General features: G+C 71.5%; 17 protein-coding genes and 1 tRNA gene. 12 read left to right on the forward strand and 6 right to left on the reverse strand.

Annotated features, from left to right (window positions below; all coding sequences use genetic code 11):
- Positions 1 to 28 precede the first annotated feature (28 nt).
- Positions 29 to 808, reverse strand: coding sequence for a fumarylacetoacetate hydrolase family protein (locus tag ALMP_RS27420; protein ID WP_264933049.1), 780 nt, complete (start codon positions 806 to 808; stop codon positions 29 to 31).
- A gap of 184 nt (positions 809 to 992) precedes the next feature.
- On the opposite strand from ALMP_RS27420, the gene ALMP_RS27425 reads away from it, so the two are divergent.
- From ALMP_RS27425 to infA, 3 genes are all read left to right on the forward strand, one after another.
- On the forward strand, positions 993 to 2,042 hold the full coding sequence (locus tag ALMP_RS27425) for a LacI family DNA-binding transcriptional regulator (protein ID WP_264933050.1): 1,050 nt from the start codon (positions 993 to 995) through the stop codon (positions 2,040 to 2,042).
- Between the two features lie 198 nt (positions 2,043 to 2,240).
- Positions 2,241 to 3,032, forward strand: a complete 792-nt coding sequence (locus ALMP_RS27430) for an N-acetyltransferase (protein WP_264933051.1) — start codon at positions 2,241 to 2,243, stop codon at positions 3,030 to 3,032.
- Entirely contained in the window at positions 3,029 to 3,253 is a 225-nt protein-coding gene (gene infA, locus ALMP_RS27435) for a translation initiation factor IF-1 (protein WP_264933052.1), read from the forward strand. The genes ALMP_RS27430 and infA overlap by 4 nt, the downstream gene beginning before the upstream one ends.
- 309 nt (positions 3,254 to 3,562) lie before the next feature.
- Here infA and ALMP_RS27440 read toward each other — a convergent pair whose 3' ends face one another.
- Positions 3,563 to 4,555 carry an aminoglycoside phosphotransferase family protein gene (locus ALMP_RS27440; protein ID WP_264933053.1) on the reverse strand — a complete coding sequence of 331 codons (993 nt, stop codon included), beginning with the start codon at positions 4,553 to 4,555 and terminating at the stop codon, positions 3,563 to 3,565.
- 656 nt (positions 4,556 to 5,211) lie between these two features.
- Here ALMP_RS27440 and eno point away from each other — a divergent pair.
- The 6 genes from eno (at position 5,212) to ALMP_RS27470 (ending at position 11,419) form a co-directional block, all read left to right on the forward strand.
- Positions 5,212 to 6,507: a phosphopyruvate hydratase gene (gene eno, locus ALMP_RS27445; protein ID WP_264933054.1), complete on the forward strand. Its 1,296-nt coding sequence runs from the start codon at positions 5,212 to 5,214 to the stop codon at positions 6,505 to 6,507.
- 76 nt (positions 6,508 to 6,583) lie between these two features.
- Positions 6,584 to 7,588, forward strand: coding sequence for a VOC family protein (locus tag ALMP_RS27450; RefSeq protein WP_264933055.1), 1,005 nt, complete (start codon positions 6,584 to 6,586; stop codon positions 7,586 to 7,588).
- Between the two features lie 35 nt (positions 7,589 to 7,623).
- Complete coding sequence (locus ALMP_RS27455) at positions 7,624 to 8,166, forward strand: carboxymuconolactone decarboxylase family protein (RefSeq protein WP_264933056.1); 543 nt, start codon at positions 7,624 to 7,626, stop codon at positions 8,164 to 8,166.
- 41 nt (positions 8,167 to 8,207) lie between these two features.
- Complete coding sequence (locus tag ALMP_RS27460; protein ID WP_264933057.1) at positions 8,208 to 9,314, forward strand: alcohol dehydrogenase catalytic domain-containing protein; 1,107 nt, start codon at positions 8,208 to 8,210, stop codon at positions 9,312 to 9,314.
- A 149-nt stretch (positions 9,315 to 9,463) separates the two neighbouring features.
- Positions 9,464 to 10,372 carry a LysR substrate-binding domain-containing protein gene (locus ALMP_RS27465; protein WP_264933058.1) on the forward strand — a complete coding sequence of 303 codons (909 nt, stop codon included), beginning with the start codon at positions 9,464 to 9,466 and terminating at the stop codon, positions 10,370 to 10,372.
- A 177-nt stretch (positions 10,373 to 10,549) separates the two neighbouring features.
- Positions 10,550 to 11,419, forward strand: coding sequence for a 3-hydroxybutyryl-CoA dehydrogenase (locus tag ALMP_RS27470; protein WP_264933059.1), 870 nt, complete (start codon positions 10,550 to 10,552; stop codon positions 11,417 to 11,419).
- A gap of 147 nt (positions 11,420 to 11,566) precedes the next feature.
- Here ALMP_RS27470 and ALMP_RS27475 read toward each other — a convergent pair whose 3' ends face one another.
- The 3 genes from ALMP_RS27475 to ALMP_RS27485 all read right to left on the reverse strand — a co-directional run bounded on the left by ALMP_RS27475 (position 11,567) and on the right by ALMP_RS27485 (position 14,321).
- Positions 11,567 to 12,742 (reverse strand): acyl-CoA dehydrogenase family protein, encoded by a 1,176-nt coding sequence (locus ALMP_RS27475; protein ID WP_264933060.1) that lies wholly within the window; start codon positions 12,740 to 12,742, stop codon positions 11,567 to 11,569.
- An 18-nt stretch (positions 12,743 to 12,760) separates the two neighbouring features.
- Positions 12,761 to 13,984 (reverse strand): CaiB/BaiF CoA-transferase family protein, encoded by a 1,224-nt coding sequence (locus ALMP_RS27480; RefSeq protein ID WP_264933062.1) that lies wholly within the window; start codon positions 13,982 to 13,984, stop codon positions 12,761 to 12,763.
- A 263-nt stretch (positions 13,985 to 14,247) separates the two neighbouring features.
- Positions 14,248 to 14,321, reverse strand: a tRNA-Pro gene (locus ALMP_RS27485).
- A gap of 99 nt (positions 14,322 to 14,420) precedes the next feature.
- Between ALMP_RS27485 and ALMP_RS27490 the strand changes: the two genes are divergently transcribed.
- From ALMP_RS27490 to ALMP_RS27500, 3 genes are all read left to right on the forward strand, one after another.
- Complete coding sequence (locus ALMP_RS27490; protein WP_264933063.1) at positions 14,421 to 14,942, forward strand: DUF309 domain-containing protein; 522 nt, start codon at positions 14,421 to 14,423, stop codon at positions 14,940 to 14,942.
- Positions 14,943 to 14,996: 54 nt separating this feature from the next.
- Complete coding sequence (gene cobF, locus ALMP_RS27495; RefSeq protein WP_264933065.1) at positions 14,997 to 15,770, forward strand: precorrin-6A synthase (deacetylating); 774 nt, start codon at positions 14,997 to 14,999, stop codon at positions 15,768 to 15,770.
- 70 nt (positions 15,771 to 15,840) lie between these two features.
- Positions 15,841 to 17,931, forward strand: coding sequence for an MDR family MFS transporter (locus tag ALMP_RS27500; protein WP_264933109.1), 2,091 nt, complete (start codon positions 15,841 to 15,843; stop codon positions 17,929 to 17,931).
- A 159-nt stretch (positions 17,932 to 18,090) separates the two neighbouring features.
- Here ALMP_RS27500 and ALMP_RS27505 read toward each other — a convergent pair.
- Positions 18,091 to 18,613, reverse strand: a 523-nt coding sequence (locus tag ALMP_RS27505) for a precorrin-6A/cobalt-precorrin-6A reductase (protein ID WP_264933067.1), incomplete at its 5' end; no start/stop codon positions are given.

Below are 18,613 nucleotides of genomic sequence, written 5' to 3' on the forward strand. Positions count from 1 at the left end.
GTGAAGGCCCCGAGGGTGTCGCGTGGCATCAGACCTTCTCGGCCACGACCGGGTTGCGCAGCACGCCGATCCCCTCGATCTCGACCTCCACCTCGTCCCCGGGGCGGATCGGCCCGACCCCCGACGGAGTGCCGGTCATGATCGCGTCCCCGGGCAGCAGCGTCATGTGGCGGCTGAGGTAGGAGACGAGGTCGGGCACCTGGAGCAGCAGGTCGGCGGTGCTCGCGGACTGCTTCACCTCGCCGTTCACCCGGGTCGTCAGGGAGAGCCCGGAGGGGTCGAGTCCGGTCGCGATGACCGGCCCCATGGGCGCGAAAGTGTCCTGCCCCTTGCCGACCAGGAGTGTTCCGTACGCGCTCTCCCTGCGCTGCACGACGCGGTCGCTGACGTCGTTCCCGCAGGTGTAGCCGAGGATGTGGTCACCGGCCTCGGAGGGCTTCACATGCCGGGCTTCCTTTCCGATGACGACGACCAATTCGCCCTCGAAATGGATGAGTTCACCGTAGGCCGGATAGACGATGGGCTGCCCCGGCCCGATCAGCGCCGTGCTCGGTTTCATGAAACAGACGGGAACGTCCGGAACCTCGCGGTCGGACTCGTCGACATGCGCCGCGTAGTTGTAGGCGAATCCGAAGATCCGGGGACCGACGAGCGGCGCGAGAAGTGTCACGTCGTCGACTTCGTCGATGTCGCCCGTGGGAGAGAGCCCGGTGAACGGATCGCCGTCGCATCGCGCGATCCCGGTGCCACCGGATTCGAGTTGTCCGTAATGGGGCACCCCGCTCACGGCATATCTGACGATCCGCACGGAAAACCTCCGCCACTAGGCAGCCGCAGTCGGCTGCACGGCCCATTCATCAATGCTAACGTTAGCACGACAGGGCTCACCTACCCGGCCCGCCGCCACCCCGGCCACGGAGCGCGACGACGGTGCTATCGTTGGCACACAGAATGTGACGACTCCGGATCAGGCGTCCGAGGGGGCCCACCAAGTGATCACCACCAGGGACATCGCGGAACGCCTCGGCATCTCCGTCTCGACCGTCGGCCGGGCGCTCGCCGACGATCCCCGCATCAGCGACGAGACCAAGTTCCGGGTCCGCCAGGCCGCTTCGGAGATGGGGTACGTCGCCAACCGCGCGGCCCGGATGATGCGGGGCGCGTCCAGCAACGTGGTCGCGCTGGTGATCCCGGACATCCGCAACAGCTTCTACTCGACCATCGCGCACGAGCTGTCGAAGAACATGGAGACCCAGGGTTTCCAGCTGATGCTCTCGGAGACCGACGACGACCGGATGGTGGAACTGCGCCATCTGCGCGAGCTGTCCGCGAACCGCGTGGCCGGCGTCATCATCGTGCCCACCGCACGCCCGCACAACGAGTCCGTCAAGCTCCTGCGCTCACTGCCGCACCTCCAACTGCTGCGCCGTCACCCGTCGTTGGGTTCGCAGTGGTTCGGTGTCGACGACCACGAGGCGCTGCGTCAGGCCACCGCCCACCTGGTGGCGCAGGGACACACCCGCATCGCCTACCTGGGCGGTCCGGTCGAACTGCCCACGGGTGCGGAGCGTCTGCGGGGCTTCCGCACCGCCCTGAGCGAGGGCGGGCTGCCCGAGGACGCCGGTCGCGCCGAGCTGCGGCCGCCGGCGTCCGTGGAGCACGGCCGGGAAGCGGTCCGCGCGCTGCTGCGGGAGCCGGACGCGCCCACCGCGCTGGTCCTCGGGTCGATCCAGCTCACCCTTGGTGCCCTGGAGGAGTTGTCCGGACAGGGCGTGAAGGTGCCCGAGGAGCTGTCCGTGGTCGGATTCGGCGACGAGTCCGGCTTCTCCTGGTGGGGCCCCGGTCTCACCACGGTCGGGCTGCCGATCCAGGAAATGGCCACCGGCTGCGCCCTGTGGCTGATGCGCCGCCTCAAGACCAAGCCGGCCAACGACGGCCCGTACACATCGGTCTCCCCGGGCTCCCTGATCCTGCGGGGCAGCACAGCACGGCCGCGCGGTGCTCGGCCTCGCACCGCCAATCCTTCGAGCAGTTCCTCGTGACGAGCGCCCAGAAAAGGATTGGAGCGAGGCGGCGCCCCGCTGCTACTTTCGCGGTGGACCGTGAAGTCGTCTTTTTGGAGGTGAGCCCCGTGAACACAGTTACCCGTGGGTGCTCCCTCAACCCGTCACGGTCCGGCGGCTGACGTTCGGTGTCGCCAGGAGCGCCTGAGATCGAGGCACTTCTGGAGGAAGACTCCGATGAACACGAAGCCTTTCGCTTCTGGCCCGAGCGCGGGCGCGGTGATGATCACGCGCGTCGCGGACGGGCAGTGGCATGCACTGGATGACGATCTGGTGGTCGGCCGAGGGCATGCGCAGCACCGGCCCGACGGACGCTTGTTCGTCAGCATCGACGCCTGGCACGACGCCGCCTTCGACCGGCTCGCCGAGGCGATGCTGGCGGACCTGCCGGCGCCGCTGCACACGGTGGTCGACGAAGCCGACATCGAGCTGACGGCCGGCTGGCGGCGGGCCGGTTTCACGATCCGGCGCCGCGAGTGGGAGTACACCGTGCCGACCGACCCGCGGGTCACAGGGCTCGACGAAGTCCTGCCGCCTCCGGGCGTGACGATCGTGCCCGCCGGCCAGGCGGACGAGGGTCTGCTGCGGGCGGTGGACCGTGCGATCCGTGACGAGGTCGAGGCGACCGTCGGGTGGCAGTCGATGCCCGCGGAGGTGATTGCCCGCCCCGCGGGCGACACCATCGTCGACCCGTCGAAGTACGCGGTGGCCGCGGCGCCGGACCGCTACCTGGGTCTGATCCGGGTGGTGCCGGTGCACCGGCCGCGCATCGGACTGGTCGCGGTCCGGGCCGGCGAGCAGCGCCGCGGCATCGCGCGGGCGCTGCTGGCCCACGCGCTGGGAACGCTGCACCGCTCCGGGTCCGCCGCGGCCTGGACCGAAGTCCACGAGTCCAACCGCGCGGCCTCGGCGCTGTTCGAGGGCATCGGCGCCCGGCCGATGAGCAGCAACCTGGAGCTGGTGCGATGACGAAGAACAGGAACGTCATCGAGGTCGAGGGCAGGGTCGTCGAGTGCCTGCGCAGCGCCATGTTCACCGTGGAGCTCGAGAACGGCCACAAGGTGCTCGCGCACATCAGCGGGAAGATCCGCAAGAACTACATCAAGATCGTGCTGGAGGACCGGGTACTGGTGGAGCTCCCGCCGTACGACCTGACGCGCGGCAGGATCGTGTTCCGGTACCGGAACTAGCAGCGGCCGGCACCTTCCGCGGCGGCTGATCCTGGGGCCCCGGCCACGGTGTTCCCGTGACCGGGGCCCCGACGACGGCCGCCCCACCGGCAAGCGCCTGCGGTGAACGCCTACCGCAGAGCGCTTTGCATCGAACCGTCGTGGGGGCTGTGCGGCTCCCCTGCGGGGATGTCGTACGAGCTCAACGCCGTCATGGCCAGACTGCTCCCACGTCAGGGTGCGGGCGAGAGCACCGGCCTGTCACCGGTCGCTTCGTCGAACTCGCCGCACAGCTCATCCGTTGGCGGCGCTCTGCCCGGCCTTCCCCGCTCACGCCCTGAGCCAAGTGGCCCAGGTCGGCATGGCCTTACGCATCGTGGCCATCGCCTTCACCGACTCCCTGAGTGCCTGAGCGAAGCCGGCCTGGTACTCCGGGCTCCCGCCCCGGTGGCCGCAGGCCATCCACAGCTGCCAAGTCGCCGCTCCCACACGTCCGGCGAACATACCGGTGAACGCCGACTCGTCGACCGCCCCGACTTCCCCTCCCGCAGCGACATATCCGGAGAGGCACGCTTCGACGATACGGCGCTCGGGCACTTCCGACCCGCGGCTGAAGCCGGCGAGGCAGAAAGCGGTGAAGACCAGCTCCCACCACGGGTCCTGCGCCCCAGCGGCATCGAAGTCCAACAGCACAGGTCCGCCGGAGCCGGTCAGAATGTTCTGGTGCCGGATGTCGCGATGCATGACCAACTTGGATCGCCACAACTCACGCTGGTCTTCGACCATGGCCTCGGCCTGCTCCACCGACAGCTTGAAGACGCGGACGTGCTCGGCACTGAGGACCTGAAGGCGTTCGGCCTGAGCGAACCACTCCTCCCACTCTCCCTGGGAGCACGACCGGTAGTCGCCGTCGACGGTCGGGTCGGCTGGAATCGCGCACCGTGCAAGGTCAGCGACGAGCCCGCCGGCCCATGCCGCCAACGGTTCGGACGTCGGCGCGGTCGGATGCGCGCCCTCGACGAAGCGCACCGCACGGGCGTAGACACCGTCCCCGATCGGTCGCCACAGACCCGCTTCTCCCAGAGTCGTCGACTGCGGCTCGGGCATCGCGACACCGGTCTCCCACGCGGCGGCTTCAAGCGCCCCTGCCTGGGCGGCCATGCGCAGCCAGAAGTCACCCCAGGGCTGGGCGAGCTTCACCACCCATGAGCCGGAGTCAGTGACGGCCTTCCACACCGGGCCCTGCTCGTCGTCCTTGAGCAGCAGCGGGGCATCCAGCACCTGCCCCAACCCGAGCCGCTCGGCCGCCTGTGCCAGGTTCATGGCCAGTCATTCAACCGACCCACCACCCCAGCGGCAACCACATTATAAAACCTCGCAAAAAGGGCCAGGAAGGGCGGGGAAGGCTTGTTCGCTGCCGCTTACTTCAACTCCAGTCAAGTCGAGATGGTGGACAAGCAGCAGAATTTGATCGAGGCGACCGACGAAGTATTCAGGATGCTTGGAGCCCCTGGGTGGATGTGGCCGCATGAAGGAGTCCCGCGCCGCGCCCACGCGCGTTCATCCCGTCGGTGTGCCGATGCGGAGGCGGTTGCCGTCGGGGTCGGGCCGACGCGCAGGTAGGCCGACCGGTGCGCGAACGATAGCACTCACGCACCCCGCGACCGTCGTCCTCGCGTAAGAAGCCCGGCTCACCCCTTGACAGCCGCCGTCGAAGCTCCGCACGATTGCGCTATCGATAGCACTGCGGTGTCCCGGTCCTGTTCTCCCTCCGTGGTACGCCGAGCACGGGGCCCGATCCAGTGGGCTCCCCCTCCTGGTGCGCCCTACCCCGCGCCCCCTCCCCACCCGCGCGGACCCCCGCACCGCCCCGTATCACCTCGCACCACCGCGTACCGATCGACGGCAGGGCTCTCTCTCGCCCCCCGACCGGCCGCACACCACCATCCCCGCCCCACCCCCGGAAAGGCTCCAGCACCATGACAGACGCGCGGATCGCCCAGTTGCACGGCCGCAGGGTGTGGGACTCACGCGGTCGTCCGACCGTCGAGGTGGAGGTCCGCCTCAGGGACGGCGCGGTCGGCCGGGCGATCGCCCCGGCGGGCGCCTCCACGGGGCAGGGCGAGGCGCTCGACCTGCGCGACGGCGGCAGCCGCTTCGGCGGCCTGGACGTCCGGCGTGCCGTGGGCTCGGTGAACCACGAGATCGCCCCCGCCCTGGCGGGCCGGGACGCGGGCGACCAGGAGGGCGTCGACCGGCTGCTGGTCGACCTCGACGGCACCCCCGACCGGAGCCGGCTCGGCGGCAACGCGGTCGTGGCCACCTCCATGGCCGTCCTGCACGCCGCCGCGGCGTCGGCGGACGAGCCGCTGTGGCTGCGGCTCTCCGGCGGCCGTCCGGTACGCATCCCCCTGCCGGAGATCCAGATCTTCGGCGGCGGCGCCCACGCGGACCGCCGGGTGGACGTGCAGGATTTCATGGTGGTCTGCCCCGCGGCCGGCAGCTTCGCCGAGGCCCTGGACTGGACGGCGGAGATCTACCGGGCCGCCGGAGGTCTGATGCGCAAGGCCGGCAAGGCCCAGGGCGTCGCCGACGAGGGCGGCTTCTGGCCGGCGTTCGACTCCAACGAGGAGGCACTGGAGACACTGACCCTGGCCATCGAGACCGCGGGCTTCGCCCCCTCGGCCCAGGTCGGCATCTCCCTGGACGTCGCGGCCTCCCAGTTCGGCCGGGACGGGCGGTACGCCCTCGCGCTCGACGACCGCACGCTGGACACCGCGGCGCTGATCGACATGCTGGGCGGCTGGATCGAGCGGTACCCGATCCTGTCCGTGGAGGACCCGGTCGGCGAGGACGACCACGAGGGCATGGTCGAGTTCACCCGCCGCCACGGCCACCGCTGCCAGGTGATCGGCGACGACTTCCTGGTCACCGACGCCAAGCGGGTGGAGGCGGCCGCGACCGCCCGGGCGGCGAACGCGGTGCTCATCAAGCCGAACCAGGCGGGCACGGTCACGGAGGCGTTCCAGGCCCTGCGGGCCGGAAAGGACGCCGGTTTCGGCACGGTCGTCTCGGCCCGCTCCGGGGAGAGCGAGGACGTCACCATCGCGCACCTGGCCGTCGGCTGGGACGCGGGCCAGCTGAAGGTCGGCTCGTTCACCCGCTCCGAACGCATGGCCAAGTGGAACGAGGTGCTGCGCATCGAGGAAGCCCTCGGGAATTCCGCGGAATTCAGCGGCTGGTCCGCTTTCCCGTCCACCACCGCCGTTTCGTAAGAAGAGCCAGCTCACAAAAGCCCCACAGCCCCTTACAGTCATCGAATTCAGAGCCGAGTCGGAGCCGGAGACCAGCATGCTGCCACCCGTCGATCTGCGCCCGAGTTTCAACATCACCCGCTCCAGCCATGTGCGTCTCACCGTCGCCGATCTCGCCGAGAGCCGGGACTTCTACGTCAACGTCCTCGGGCTCGTCGTCAGCGACGAGGACGAACGCACCTGCTATCTCCGCGGTCTCGCCGAGGCCTGCCACCACAGCCTCGTGCTGGAGCTGGACGAAGAGGGTGCCGGTGCCTGCGAGAGGATCGGCTTCCGCGTCTTCCTCGACGAGGACCTCGACATCGCGCACGGCTGGTTCCGCGAGCGGGGACTGCCCGCGCGGTGGGTCGACCTGCCGTACCAGGGCCGTACCCTGCACGTCTCCGATCCCGCCGGCACGCCGCTCGAACTCTGCGCGCACATGGAGACACGGCCGCGGCTGCACATCGACTTCGCGCACCACAAGGGTGCTCACGCGCAGCGCCTGGACCATTTCCAGACCTTCGCGCCGGACGCCTACGCGCTGTGCGCGTTCTACGGAGAACTCGGCTTCCGCAACTCCGAGTACCTGGCCCACGGCGACAAGCTGCTGAGCGCGTTCATGTACCGCAAGGGGACCTGTCTGGACCTCGCGGTCGTGGAGAACACCGGTCCCGCCCTGCACCATTTCGCGTACACCGTCTCCGAGAGCCGTGACATCTTCACCGCCTGCGACTGGGCGGGCATCCTCGGGTACGGCGAGGGCGTGGAGCGGGGCCCGGGGCGGCACGGTCCGGGCGGCATGCTCTTCACCTACCTCCGGGACCCCGACGGGCACCGGGTGGAGGTCTTCAACAGCCACTACCAGACGATCGACACCGAGGTCGAGCCGGTGCGCTGGGACGCGGGATCGCTGAGCACCAACGTCCGCTGGGGCCTGCCGGCGCTGGAGAAGTGGTACGCCGAGGCGTCGCCCTTCTCCGGGGTGAAGCAGATCCCGCCGGCCGAGCCGCCGAAGCCCATGACGCTCGAGCGGTTCCTGCTCGAGCGGTCCGCCCGCTGATCCGGCCTCCCCTTTCCGTCCCCCGAGGAGACGACATGGCACGAGTTCCCTATCTGCGCCGCGAGGACGCGGACGTCGAGCGCAAACCCCTGTACGACCGGCTGGAGGCCGAGCGCAAGGTCCCGACGGCGAACATCTTCCTCGCCCTGGCCAACGCCCCGGCCCAGCTCGACGCGTTCCTCACCTACGCCAATTCGCTGCGCGGCGGCGAACTCAGCTCCAAGCTGCGCGAGTTGGCGATCCTGACAGTGGGCCATACGACGCGTTCGGCGTACGAGGTCGCCCACCATCAGTCGCACGGACTGAAGGCCGGGCTCAGTGAGGAACAGCTCGCGGCCGTCGCCGATTTCGAGGCGGCCGACGTCTTCGACGAGACGGAGAAGGCGGTCATGCGCCTCGCCCGGGAATCCACGCTCCAGGTGCACGTCTCCGAGGAGACATGGCAAGCGGCCGCAGCGCGCCTGACGGACCGGCAGATGGTCGAACTCGCCCTCTCCATCGCCTGGTACAACTCCGGCGTCCGCCTCATGGGGCTGCTCGACATCGACCTCGAGAACGGTTACGTCAACCCCTTCTGACCCGCACGCTCCCCACTCGGGGAATTCCAAGGAGTACTTCCATGGCGAAAATGCTCGCCGCACGGCTGCACCGGCTCGGTGAACCCATGTCGGTGGACACGATCGACGTGCCCGTCCCCAGACCGACCGACGTGCTGGTGCGGGTCAGGGCCTGCGGCATCGTGCCCAACATGGCCAACGTCATCAACAACTGGCCCACCTGGTTCCCGCACCAGCCGCTGCCCAGGTTCCCCGCGATCTTCGGTCTGGACGCCGCCGGCGTGGTCGAGGCGGTCGGCGAGGCGGTCCTGAACACCCGGCCCGGCGACCGGGTGTACGTCAACCCGCTGCGGTCCTGCGGGAGTTGCCAGGTGTGCCGGGCGGGTCAGCGCAGCCGGTGCCGCTATTTCACCCTGAACGGCTACTTCAGCACCTCCCGTGACGGGCAGCGGATCTTCGACCTGTACCCGTACGGCGGCTTCGCCGAGTACATGACCGCCCCGCAGTACTCGATCGTCAACATCCCGGACTCCATGACGTTCGAGCAGGCCGGCAAGCTCGGCTACATCGGCACGTCCTACGGCGCCCTGCGGCACGCCGGGGCCGGCCCCGGCCAGGTGGCGCTGATCGACGGGGTCACCGGCACCCTCGGGGTCGCCGCGACCGTACTCGCGCTGGCCTCCGGGGTCTCCCGGGTCCTCGGCACGGGCCGCAACGAGGAACTCCTCAAACGCGTCAAGGAACTCGACCCGGACCGGGTCGAGGTGTTCCGGCTGGGCGAGGGTTCCAGCGGCGCGTGGGCGAAGTCCCTCACCGGTGGCGAGGGCGCGGACTTCATCATCAGCGCGCTCGGCGCCCGGGCCCCGGTGGAGACGATGCTCGACTCCATGCAGGGTGTCCGCCGGGGCGGCAGGGTGGTCAACGTCGGCGGGGTGGCCGACCGGCTGCCGGTGGACGTCAAGTGGCTGATGGACGAGCAGGTCCAGCTGATCGGCTCCAACTGGTTCACCACGGCGCAGGGGCAGGAGCTGGCCGACATGGTGGCCACCGGCACCCTGGACCTGTCCTACCTGGAGGCCAAGCCCTTCCCGCTGGCCAAGGTCAACGAGGCGATCTCCGGGCTGGAGGACCGCGACGGCGGCTTCAGCAACTACGTCGTCGTCCCCTGACCGGCGGGACGCCCCCCGTACTCACCCCGCGGCCCCCTGTTCTGCCCCCTGGCCGCGGGGTGATTTCCTTTCCCCCGGGCCGTGCGTGTCCCACCGACCGCGCACGGTCGTGACCATCGTCCGTACGGACTCGGCAGGACGGAGCGCCGATGGAACTGCGCTGGCTGGAAACGTTCGTCACGGTCGCGGAGGAACTGCACTTCGCCCGCGCGGCGGACCGTCTGCACCTCGCACCGTCGGCGCTCAGCGCGCAGGTCAGGGCACTGGAGTCGCACCTGGGCGTGCGGCTGATCGACCGCGGACGGCGCACCCGCCCCGCGCTGACCAGTGCCGGGCGGCTGTTCCTGGAGGAGGCGCGGCTCACCCTCGCCCAGGCGGCCCGTGCCGAAGCTGTGGGCCGCCGGGCCGGCCGCGGCGAACTGGGGCACGCCGAGATCGCGTACGTGGCGTCGGCGGCCTTCTCCGGGGTGCTCACGGACGTCCTCACCCGCTGCGCGGCCCCCGGCACCGAACTGACCGTGCAGGTGCGCGAGCTGGAGACACCGGCCCAGCTGGAGGCGCTGGCCTGCGGGGACATCGACGTCGGCTTCCTGCGCTGGCGGCCGCGGTACCCGCCGGGCGTCACGGCCACCTGCCTGCTCACCGAGCAGATCGTGCTGGCGCTGCCGGCCGGCGCGCCGTCGGCGGCGTACGAGGCGGTACCGGCGGCGGCGCTGCGCGACGAGTCGTTCGTCGCCCCGCACTTCGACGAGGAGTACGGCTGCCGCGACCAGATCCTCCAGGTGGCGGAGCAGGGCGGCTTCAGTCCCCGGTGCGCTCCCGCGGTACGGGACTTCATCGCGGCCCTGACCCTGGTGGGCGGCGGCCTGGCGGTCGCCCTGGTCCCCGACTCGCTGCGCCGTGCGCACGTCCCGGGGGTGGCCTACCGTCCGCTGGCGGACGTGGCGCTGACGACCCGGCTGGTCGGTGCCTACCGCAAGGGGGAGACCTCGCCCGCGGTGCGCGGTGTGATCCGCCGCCTGCGGGAGGCGGCCGCCACCCCTCTCGCCGTCGGCTGACGTCACCCGTCGCCCGTCACCCGACACCCGCCGCCCATGGACCGACGCATCTTTGTGCGCGGAAAACGCACCATCGCAGCAGGTCAGGAGGGGTGTACCCGGCCTAGGCTCGACATCGCGACACGGACCGTGGCGGGGTCGCCCGACCGCCGCCGGGCGGAGCGACAGGCGGAGGACATGATGACATCGATCAAGCGTGTGGGCGTCGTCGGCGCCGGGCAGATGGGCCGGGGCATCACCGAGGTGTGCGCCCGCGCCGGGCTGCACGTCACGTTGTGCGACGTGACCGAGGACCGGGCCCGTGCCGGGCTGGCGGGCGTGGCGGACTCCCTGCTCAAGGCCGAGCAGCGCGGCACCCTCACGCCGGAGGCGCGCGTGGCCGCCCTGGCCGGGGTCTCGGCCACCGCCGAGCTCTCCGACCTGTCCGACGTGGACCTGGTCGTCGAGGCCGCGGTCGAGGACGAGCGGGCGAAGACGGAGCTGTTCCGGCGGCTGGACGAGGTGGTCACCGACCCGGCCGCCGTCCTGGCCAGCAACACCTCCTCGATCCCCATCGCCCGGCTCGCGGCGGCGACCGCACGGCCGGAGGCGGTGGTGGGCCTGCACTTCTTCAACCCCGTCCCCGTCATGCCCCTGGTGGAGGTCGTTCCGTCGCTGCACACGTCGAAGGCGACGGAGCTGCGGGTCCGTTCCTTCGCCGCCGAGACCCTGGGCAAGAAGACCATCGTGGCGCAGGACCGCGCCGGGTTCGTGGTCAACTCCCTCCTGGTGCCGTACCTGTTGGCCGCCGTCCGGATGGTCGGCACCGGCACGGCGACGGCCGAGGACATCGACACCGGGATGACCGCCGGCTGCGCGCACCCGATGGGCCCGCTGCGACTGGCCGACCTCATCGGTCTGGACACGGTGGCGGCGATAGGCGAGGCGCTGTACGAGGAGTACCGGGAACCGCTGTACGCCCCTCCCCCGCTGCTGCGCCGCATGGTCGAGTCGGGTCTGCTGGGCCGCAAGTCGGGACAGGGGTTCTTCAGCTACCGGGCGGCCTGAGCGCCGGGAGCCACCGGGCGGCCCGGGCGCGGACTCGGCCACCTGGGTCGGCGCCCGGTGGCGGGCGCGGCGGCCCCACCTGCGCGAAAGGCCGACGCCGCGAGGACCGCCCAGGGGCGGGTGCGGCGTCGGCTCCGGTCGCTACGGTCAGCGGAACGCCGCCTGGCCGGTGATCGCCTGGCCGACGACCAGGGTGTGCATCTCGCCGGTGCCCTCGTAGGTGAGGACGGACTCCAGGTTGTTGGCGTGGCGCAGCGGCGAGTACTCCAGGGAGATGCCGTTGGCCCCGAGGATCGTGCGGCACTCGCGGGCGATCGCGATCGCCTCCCGGACGTTGTTGAGCTTTCCGACGCTGATCTGCTCGGGCCGGATGCGGTGCTGGTCCTTCAGCCGGCCCAGGTGCACGGCGAGCAGCGCGGCGGTGCCCAGCGACACGGTCATGTCGGCGAGCTTCTTCTGGGTGAGCTGGAAGGCGCTGATCGGCTTGTCGAACTGCACCCGGGAGTCGGCGTAGTCGATGGCCGCCTGGAGCGAGTCACGGGCGGCGCCGACGGCACCGAAGAGGATCCCGAAACGGGCCTCGTTGAGGCAGGACAGCGGTCCGCGCAGCCCCTCGCCGAGCGGCAGGCGGGCGGAGTCGGGCAGCCGGACGTGGTCGAGGGACAGCTCCGAGGTGACCGAGGCGCGCAGTGACATCTTCTGCTTGATGTCCTGGGTGGTGAAGCCGGGGGTGCCGCGCGGCACGAGGAAGCCCCGGACACCGTCCTCGGTCTGCGCCCACACCGTGGCGACGTCCGCGATGCTCCCGTTGGTGATCCACATCTTGGAGCCGTTGAGGATCCAGTCGCCGCCGTCCCGTACGGCCTTCGTGCGCATCCCGGACGGGTTGCTGCCGAAGTCGGGTTCGGTCAGCCCGAAGCAGCCGATGGCCTCACCGGCCGCGAGCCGCGGCAGCCACTCCTGCTTCTGCTCCTCGGAGCCCCACTTCCAGATGGAGAACATCGACAGGGAGCCCTGCACGGAGACGAAGCTGCGGAAGCCGGAGTCCGCCGCCTCCAGCTCCAGACAGGCCAGGCCGTAGGAGACGGCGTTGGTGCCGGCGCAGCCGTAGCCCTCCAGATGCATGCCGAGTACGCCCAACTTGCCGAGTTCAGGGGCGAGTTCGCGGGCGAAGTGGGCGTTCTCGAACCATTCGCCGAGGTGCGGGCGCACCCGGTCGGCGAGGAACTTGGCGACGGTGGCCTGGATCTCGCGCTCCTCCTCGCTGAGGACGGAGGCGATGTCGAGCAGGTCGAGGGGGTCCTTCAGCGGCTTGCCGCTCATGGGTGTGGCTCCTTGTGGTCACGGTCGGTTGGGGGCGTGGTCGGACGACGGGCCGTGCAGGATCTGGGCGGTGTGCCCGCCCAGGCGGGGCGGGGGCAGGCGGTACCGGGCGGGTGTGGCGCTCAGCCCGATGGGGTGCGCGACCTGGCGGTGGGGCTCGCCGCCCGCCGCGGCGGGGATCTCGACGATGCCGGGAACGCCGAGTTTTCGGGCGTAGGCGAAGGCCTCGTCGAGGGTGTTGACCGGTCCGGCGGGCACCCCGGCGGCCAGCAGGACGGCGGACCAGTGATCGGCGCCCGCGACGCTGAGCCGCTCGGCCAGGAGGGCCCGCAGTGCGGCGCGGTGGGCGACCCGGTCGGCGTTGGTGCGGAAGCGGTCGTCGAGGGCGAGGCCCGGATCGCCCACGGTCTCGGCGAGCGCCGCGAACTGCCGGTCGTTGCCCACCGCGAGGGCGAGCGGACGGTCGGCGGTGGGGAAGGTCTCGTACGGGGCGATGCTCGGGTGCGCGTTGCCCATGCGCCCGGGGACGACTCCGGCGACGGCGTACGCCGACGCCTGGTTGACCATGGCCGACAGCAGCGAGCCGAGCAGGTTCACCTCGACGAGCTGTCCCTCGCCGGTGGCGTCGCGGTGTCTCAGGGCCGCCAGGATGCCGAGCGAGGCGTGCAGTCCGGTGATCACGTCGACCAGCGCGACGCCGGCCTTCACCGGCTCCCCGTGCGTCTCGCCGGTGACGCTCATCAGACCGCCGACGGCCTGCACGAGCAGGTCGTACCCGGGGACGGCGGCGCCCGCGCCGCTGCCGAAACCGCTGATGGAGCAGTAGATCAGCTCCGGGTGCCGGGCGCGCAGCCGCTGCGGCCCGAGGCCCAGCCGCTCCATCGTGCCGGGGCGGAAGTTCTCCACCAGCACGTCGGATTCGGCGACCAGGGCACGGGCCTGTTCGCGCCCCGTCCCGGTCGTGAGGTCCAGGACGACGGACCTCTTGTTCCGGTTGACGCTCAGGAAGTAGGTGGAGGTGCCGTCGTGGTCGGCGGGTGGGTGCCAGGCCCGGGTGTCGTCCCCGGTCCCGGGCCGCTCCACCTTCACCACGTCGGCGCCGAGGTCGGCGAGGAGCATGGTGGCGTAGGGGCCGGCGAGGACCCGGGAGAAGTCGGCGACGCGCAGGCCCTCCAGCGCGCCGCGCCCCGCTCCGTCGAGGGCGCCGTCCCGTCCGTCCGGCGCGTTGTCCTGGGTGCCCACGCACCCTCCTCTCTGCTCGTCCGCCCACCCGCACGCGGCGGAACGCACAGCGGCGGGCCGCGGTGCCGCACCGCGGGGAGGTGGGGCTCCCCCACCCTGGCCCCGCCGCGGAGCACGGGTCAACGACGACCTGACGCATCTTTGTGCGCGGTACGCGCTCCGTTCACGGAGCTCGGAGAGGGTGTGCCGAGCACACGCCGGGAAACAGCGGAGGCCGCTCTCCCATGGATGAGAGAACGGCCTCCGACCTGCGAAAAGCAGTGTCGGGACGACAGGATTTGAACCTGCGACCCCTTGACCCCCAGTCAAGTGCGCTACCAAGCTGCGCCACGTCCCGGTGCGCTGCCACGCGGAGGTCCGCGTGATCGCGCGAACAGAACTTTACCCCACGCCGGGCGGTGCGCCGAAGGGGGCACCGGCGCGGGACAATCGCCCCATGGGCAGCACACGGGACATGGACGAGGGCCGGCCCGCCGGCGCGCGGGACCGGGACGAGGAGGGGCGGGCGCGCAACGCCCGGCCCCGGGACGGGCTGGGGCGGCCGCTCCCCTATGGCGCGGCGGGTGTGGCGCGGCAGCCGGAGGGCGTCGTGCGCACCCCGGGGGAGAGCGTCGCCGAGGCGCAGGCCCTGCTGGCGGAGGGCAAGCCGTTCCACGCGCACGAGGTCTTCGAGGACGCCTGGAAGTCGGGTCCCGAGAGCGAGCGCGCCCTGTGGCGGGGGCTGGCCCAGCTCGCGGTGGGTCTCACGCACGCGGCGCGCGGGAACGTCACGGGCGGGGCGCGGCTGCTGCGGCGGGGCGCCGGCGCCGTGGAGGAGTGGGCGGCGGACGCCGGGCAGGGCCGGCCGTACGGGATGGACCTCGGGGCGCTGGCGGGCTGGGCGCGGGAGCTGGCGCGGACCGTGGAGGAGACGGGCGGCCCGGTGGACGCGCGCGCGGCGGCGCCCAGGCTGCGGTGACGACGGCCGGGTCCGGTGCCGTCACTGTCAGTGGCGTACGGCAGACTCGGGGGCGTGCGAAAGATTCATGTCATCGGTATCGGCGCGGGTGACCCCGACCACCTGACCCTCCAGGCGGTCAAGGCCCTGCGGAGCACGGACGTGTTCTTCGTCCTGGACAAGGGCGAGGTGAAGAGCGATCTGACCCGGCTGCGCCGGGACATGCTGGACACGCACATACCGGAGGGCACCTACCGGGTGGTGGAGGCCCGCGACCCGGAGCGCGACCGCGGCGCGGGCGGCGCGGCCTACTCCCCCGCGGTCGGCGACTGGCGCAGCGCCCGCGCCGACATCTACGAGCGGCTGATCACCGAGGAGCTGGGCGAGGACGACAGCGGCGCGTTCCTGGTGTGGGGCGACCCCGCGCTGTACGACAGCACGCTGGGCATCCTGGAGGAGGTGCTGGCGCGCGGCGCGGTGGCGTTCGAGTACGACGTCGTGCCGGGCATCAGCAGTGTGTCCGCGCTCGTCGCCCGGCACCGCACCGGGCTGAACCGGGTGGCGCGGCCGGTGCAGATCACCACGGGGCGGCGGCTCACCGAGGGCTTCCCGGAAGGGGTGGACGACGTGGTGGTGATGCTCGACGCCCACCAGGCCTTCCGGCGGTACGCGGAGGAGGACGTGCACATCTACTGGGGCGCCTATCTGGGCACCCCGGACGAGATCCTCGTCTCCGGTCCGCTCGCGGAGGCCGGTCCCCGTATCGAGCGGCTGCGGGCCGAGGCGCGCGAGCGCAAGGGCTGGATCATGGACACGTATCTGCTGCGCCGCGACCCCGGGGAGGGGTAGGGGGTGGTACCCGAGCGGACCGTTCCCGCATGCGCGGCTCGGGGCCCGGTGTGATCGTGACCTCGTGACCATCACCCAGGAGCCCCCGGGACCGCCCGGAGCGGCGGGTCCGGGCGCGCCCGCGGCGCAGCCGCCCGTGCTGGACTCGCGCCGGCGCACGGTCGTCTTCGTGACGATCGTGCTGGGGATCCTGCTGGCGGCCCTGGACCAGACGATCGTAGGCACCGCGCTGCCGACGATCGTGTCGGACCTCGGCGGTGCCGCGCACATGTCGTGGGTGGTCACCTCCTACCTCCTCGCGGAGACCGTCACGACCGTGCTGGTCGGCAAGTTCGGTGACCTGTTCGGCCGCAAGGCGGTCTTCCAGGTCTCGGCGGTCGTCTTCGTCACGGGCTCGTTCCTGTGCGGTCTGGCCACGAACATGTCGCTGCTGATCGCCTGGCGGGCGGTGCAGGGCGTCGGCGCGGGCGGGCTGATGGTGACGTCGATGGCGCTGATCGCGGACGTCATCCCGCTGCGTGAGCGGGGGAAGTACCAGGGCGCGATCGGTGCCGTGTTCGGCGTGGCCACGGTCGTCGGGCCGCTGCTGGGCGGGCTGTTCACCGACCACCTGTCGTGGCGGTGGGCGTTCTATGTGAACGTCCCCATCGCGATCGTCGTGGTCCTCGCCGCGGCGCGCACCCTGCCGGTGGTGAAGTCCGCGGCCCGGCCGGTCATCGACTACCTGGGCATCGCGCTGGTCGCGGTCGGGGCGAGCGCGCTGATCCTGGCGACGAGCTGGGGCGGCAACGAGTACGCCTGGGGTTCGGGTGTGATCGTCGGCCTGTTCGCGGGCGGCGCGGTCGCCCTCGCCGGGTTCTGCTGGGTGGAGACCCGCGCGCGGGAACCCACGCTGCCGATGCGGCTGTTCCGCAACCCGGTCTTCACGGTCTGCTCGGTCCTCAGCTTCATCGTCGGCTTCGCGATGCTCGGCGCGCTGACCTACCTGCCGAGCTATCTCCAGTACGTCGACGGCGACTCGGCGACCGTCTCCGGGGTGCGCACGCTGCCACTGGTGATCGGTCTGCTCGTCGCGTCGATCGCCGGCGGCAACGTGGTCGGCATGACCGGCCGTTACCGGCTGTTCCCGATCGCCGGCTCGCTGGTGATGGCGCTCGGGCTGTTCCTGATGTCCCTCATGGACCCGGCGACGGGCACCTGGCTGGAATCGCTGTACATGGGGGTGCTCGGCGTCGGCATCGGTCTGTGCATGCAGGTGCTGACGATCGCCGTGCAGAACACCGTCGACTACGCCGACCTCGGCACCGCCACCTCCGGCGTCACCTTCTTCCGCACCCTGGGCAGCTCCTTCGGCACGGCCGTCTTCGGCACGATCTACACCAACGCGCTCACCCCGAACCTGCGCGAGGGGATCGCCTCGGCCGCTGCGGGCGGCACCGACCCGGCCGCGCTGACCGGGGCGGCGACCAGCCCGGAGGGCCTGCACGAGCTGCCTGCCCAGGCCGCCGCCCCGATCGTCTCCGCGTACGCGGACACCATCCAGACGGTGTTCCTGTGGACGGTGCCGGTGGCGGCTCTCGGGTTCCTCGTCGCCCTGTTCCTCAAGGAGGTCCCGCTGCGCGACAGTGCCCGGCTGGGCTCCACCGACATGGGCGAGGGGTTCGCCTCCCCGCACGACGCGAACGCGCAGCGGGTGCTGGAGGCGGCCGTGGCGAAGATCATCGGCGGAGCAGACCTGGACACCGGGCGCCGGATCATCGAGGGGTCCGACACCCGACTGGACGTGGCGGGCGCCTGGGCGGTCATGCAGGTCGACGCGTTCACCCGGATGGTCGGCCACGCGAGCCTCGGGCTCATCGCCGCCAGCCGTCACCTCCCGCCGGAGGTGCTGCTGCCGGTGTTCGCCCGGATGGTCGACGAGGGTTTTCTGACCCGGCACGGCTCGCTGCTCACCCACACCGAGGCGGGCGTACGCGAGGCCCGTGTCATCACCGAGGCCTGGGGGCACTGGCTGGAGGAGCGGGTGCGGCGGGACATCGGCCGGCCGCCGGGCAGCGACCTGCGGGCCGCCGTGGACACGATCGCCAAACGGCTCCTCGTCGAGGACCTCGGCTCCCGCCTGCCCCGCCGCCTGGCCGAACTGGCCCCGGCCGCCCCCTGAAACCACGTGCCCGTCCGGAACCACGCGCCCGTCCTGAACCATGCGCCCGTCCCGAACCACGCGCCCGTCAGGAAAGCCGGGCCCGGGGTGCCGCTACCGCCGTCCGGTCGGCACTCCGGGGGCAGGTGCTGCGCGCGGGCGACCGGCCGTGCGTCTCCGTCACCGGGGGCTGAGCCCCAGCCGCGCCAGCGCCGCCGCCACGTCCGGCACCGCCGTGACCCCGTCGGGCAGCGGCGGCCGCCGTACGACCACGACCGGCAGGCCGAGTTCACGTGCCGCGGTCAGTTTCGCGGCCGTGGCCGCTCCCCCGCTGTCCTTCGTCACCACCATGTCCACCCGGTGCGCGCGCAGCAGGGCCCGTTCGTCGTCGACGGTGAACGGACCACGGTCGAGGAGGAGTTCGACGTCCGGGGGCAGGGGCGGCTCGGGCGGCTCCACCGACCGTACGACGAAGTGGAGCCGGGTCAGGTGGGCGAAGGCCGCGAGGCCCAGGCGGCCCGTCGTCAGGAAGACCCGCCGGCCCAGCTCCGGCAGCAGCCGCGCCGCCTCCTCCAGCGAGCCGACGGGATGCCAGCGGTCGCCGGGGCCGGGGTGCCATCCGGGCCGGCGCAGCACGACCAGCGGGCGGCCGGTGGCGGTGGCGGCCCGGGCCGCGTTCGCGGTGATGCCGGCGGCGAACGGG

Source organism: Streptomyces sp. A012304, from assembly GCF_026008495.1.
In the GTDB taxonomy this organism is placed as follows: domain Bacteria; phylum Actinomycetota; class Actinomycetes; order Streptomycetales; family Streptomycetaceae; genus Streptomyces.

Coding starts and splice junctions, on each gene's coding strand:
- ALMP_RS27470 (WP_264933059.1), top strand. CDS start 10,550: ATGATGACATCGATCAAGCGTGTGGGCGTCGTCGGCGCCGGGCAGATG.
- ALMP_RS27460 (WP_264933057.1), top strand. CDS start 8,208: ATGGCGAAAATGCTCGCCGCACGGCTGCACCGGCTCGGTGAACCCATG.
- ALMP_RS27475 (WP_264933060.1), bottom strand. CDS start 12,742: ATGAGCGGCAAGCCGCTGAAGGACCCCCTCGACCTGCTCGACATCGCC.
- infA (WP_264933052.1), top strand. CDS start 3,029: ATGACGAAGAACAGGAACGTCATCGAGGTCGAGGGCAGGGTCGTCGAG.
- ALMP_RS27490 (WP_264933063.1), top strand. CDS start 14,421: ATGGGCAGCACACGGGACATGGACGAGGGCCGGCCCGCCGGCGCGCGG.
- ALMP_RS27465 (WP_264933058.1), top strand. CDS start 9,464: ATGGAACTGCGCTGGCTGGAAACGTTCGTCACGGTCGCGGAGGAACTG.
- ALMP_RS27450 (WP_264933055.1), top strand. CDS start 6,584: ATGCTGCCACCCGTCGATCTGCGCCCGAGTTTCAACATCACCCGCTCC.
- ALMP_RS27440 (WP_264933053.1), bottom strand. CDS start 4,555: ATGAACCTGGCACAGGCGGCCGAGCGGCTCGGGTTGGGGCAGGTGCTG.
- eno (WP_264933054.1), top strand. CDS start 5,212: ATGACAGACGCGCGGATCGCCCAGTTGCACGGCCGCAGGGTGTGGGAC.
- ALMP_RS27455 (WP_264933056.1), top strand. CDS start 7,624: ATGGCACGAGTTCCCTATCTGCGCCGCGAGGACGCGGACGTCGAGCGC.
- ALMP_RS27430 (WP_264933051.1), top strand. CDS start 2,241: ATGAACACGAAGCCTTTCGCTTCTGGCCCGAGCGCGGGCGCGGTGATG.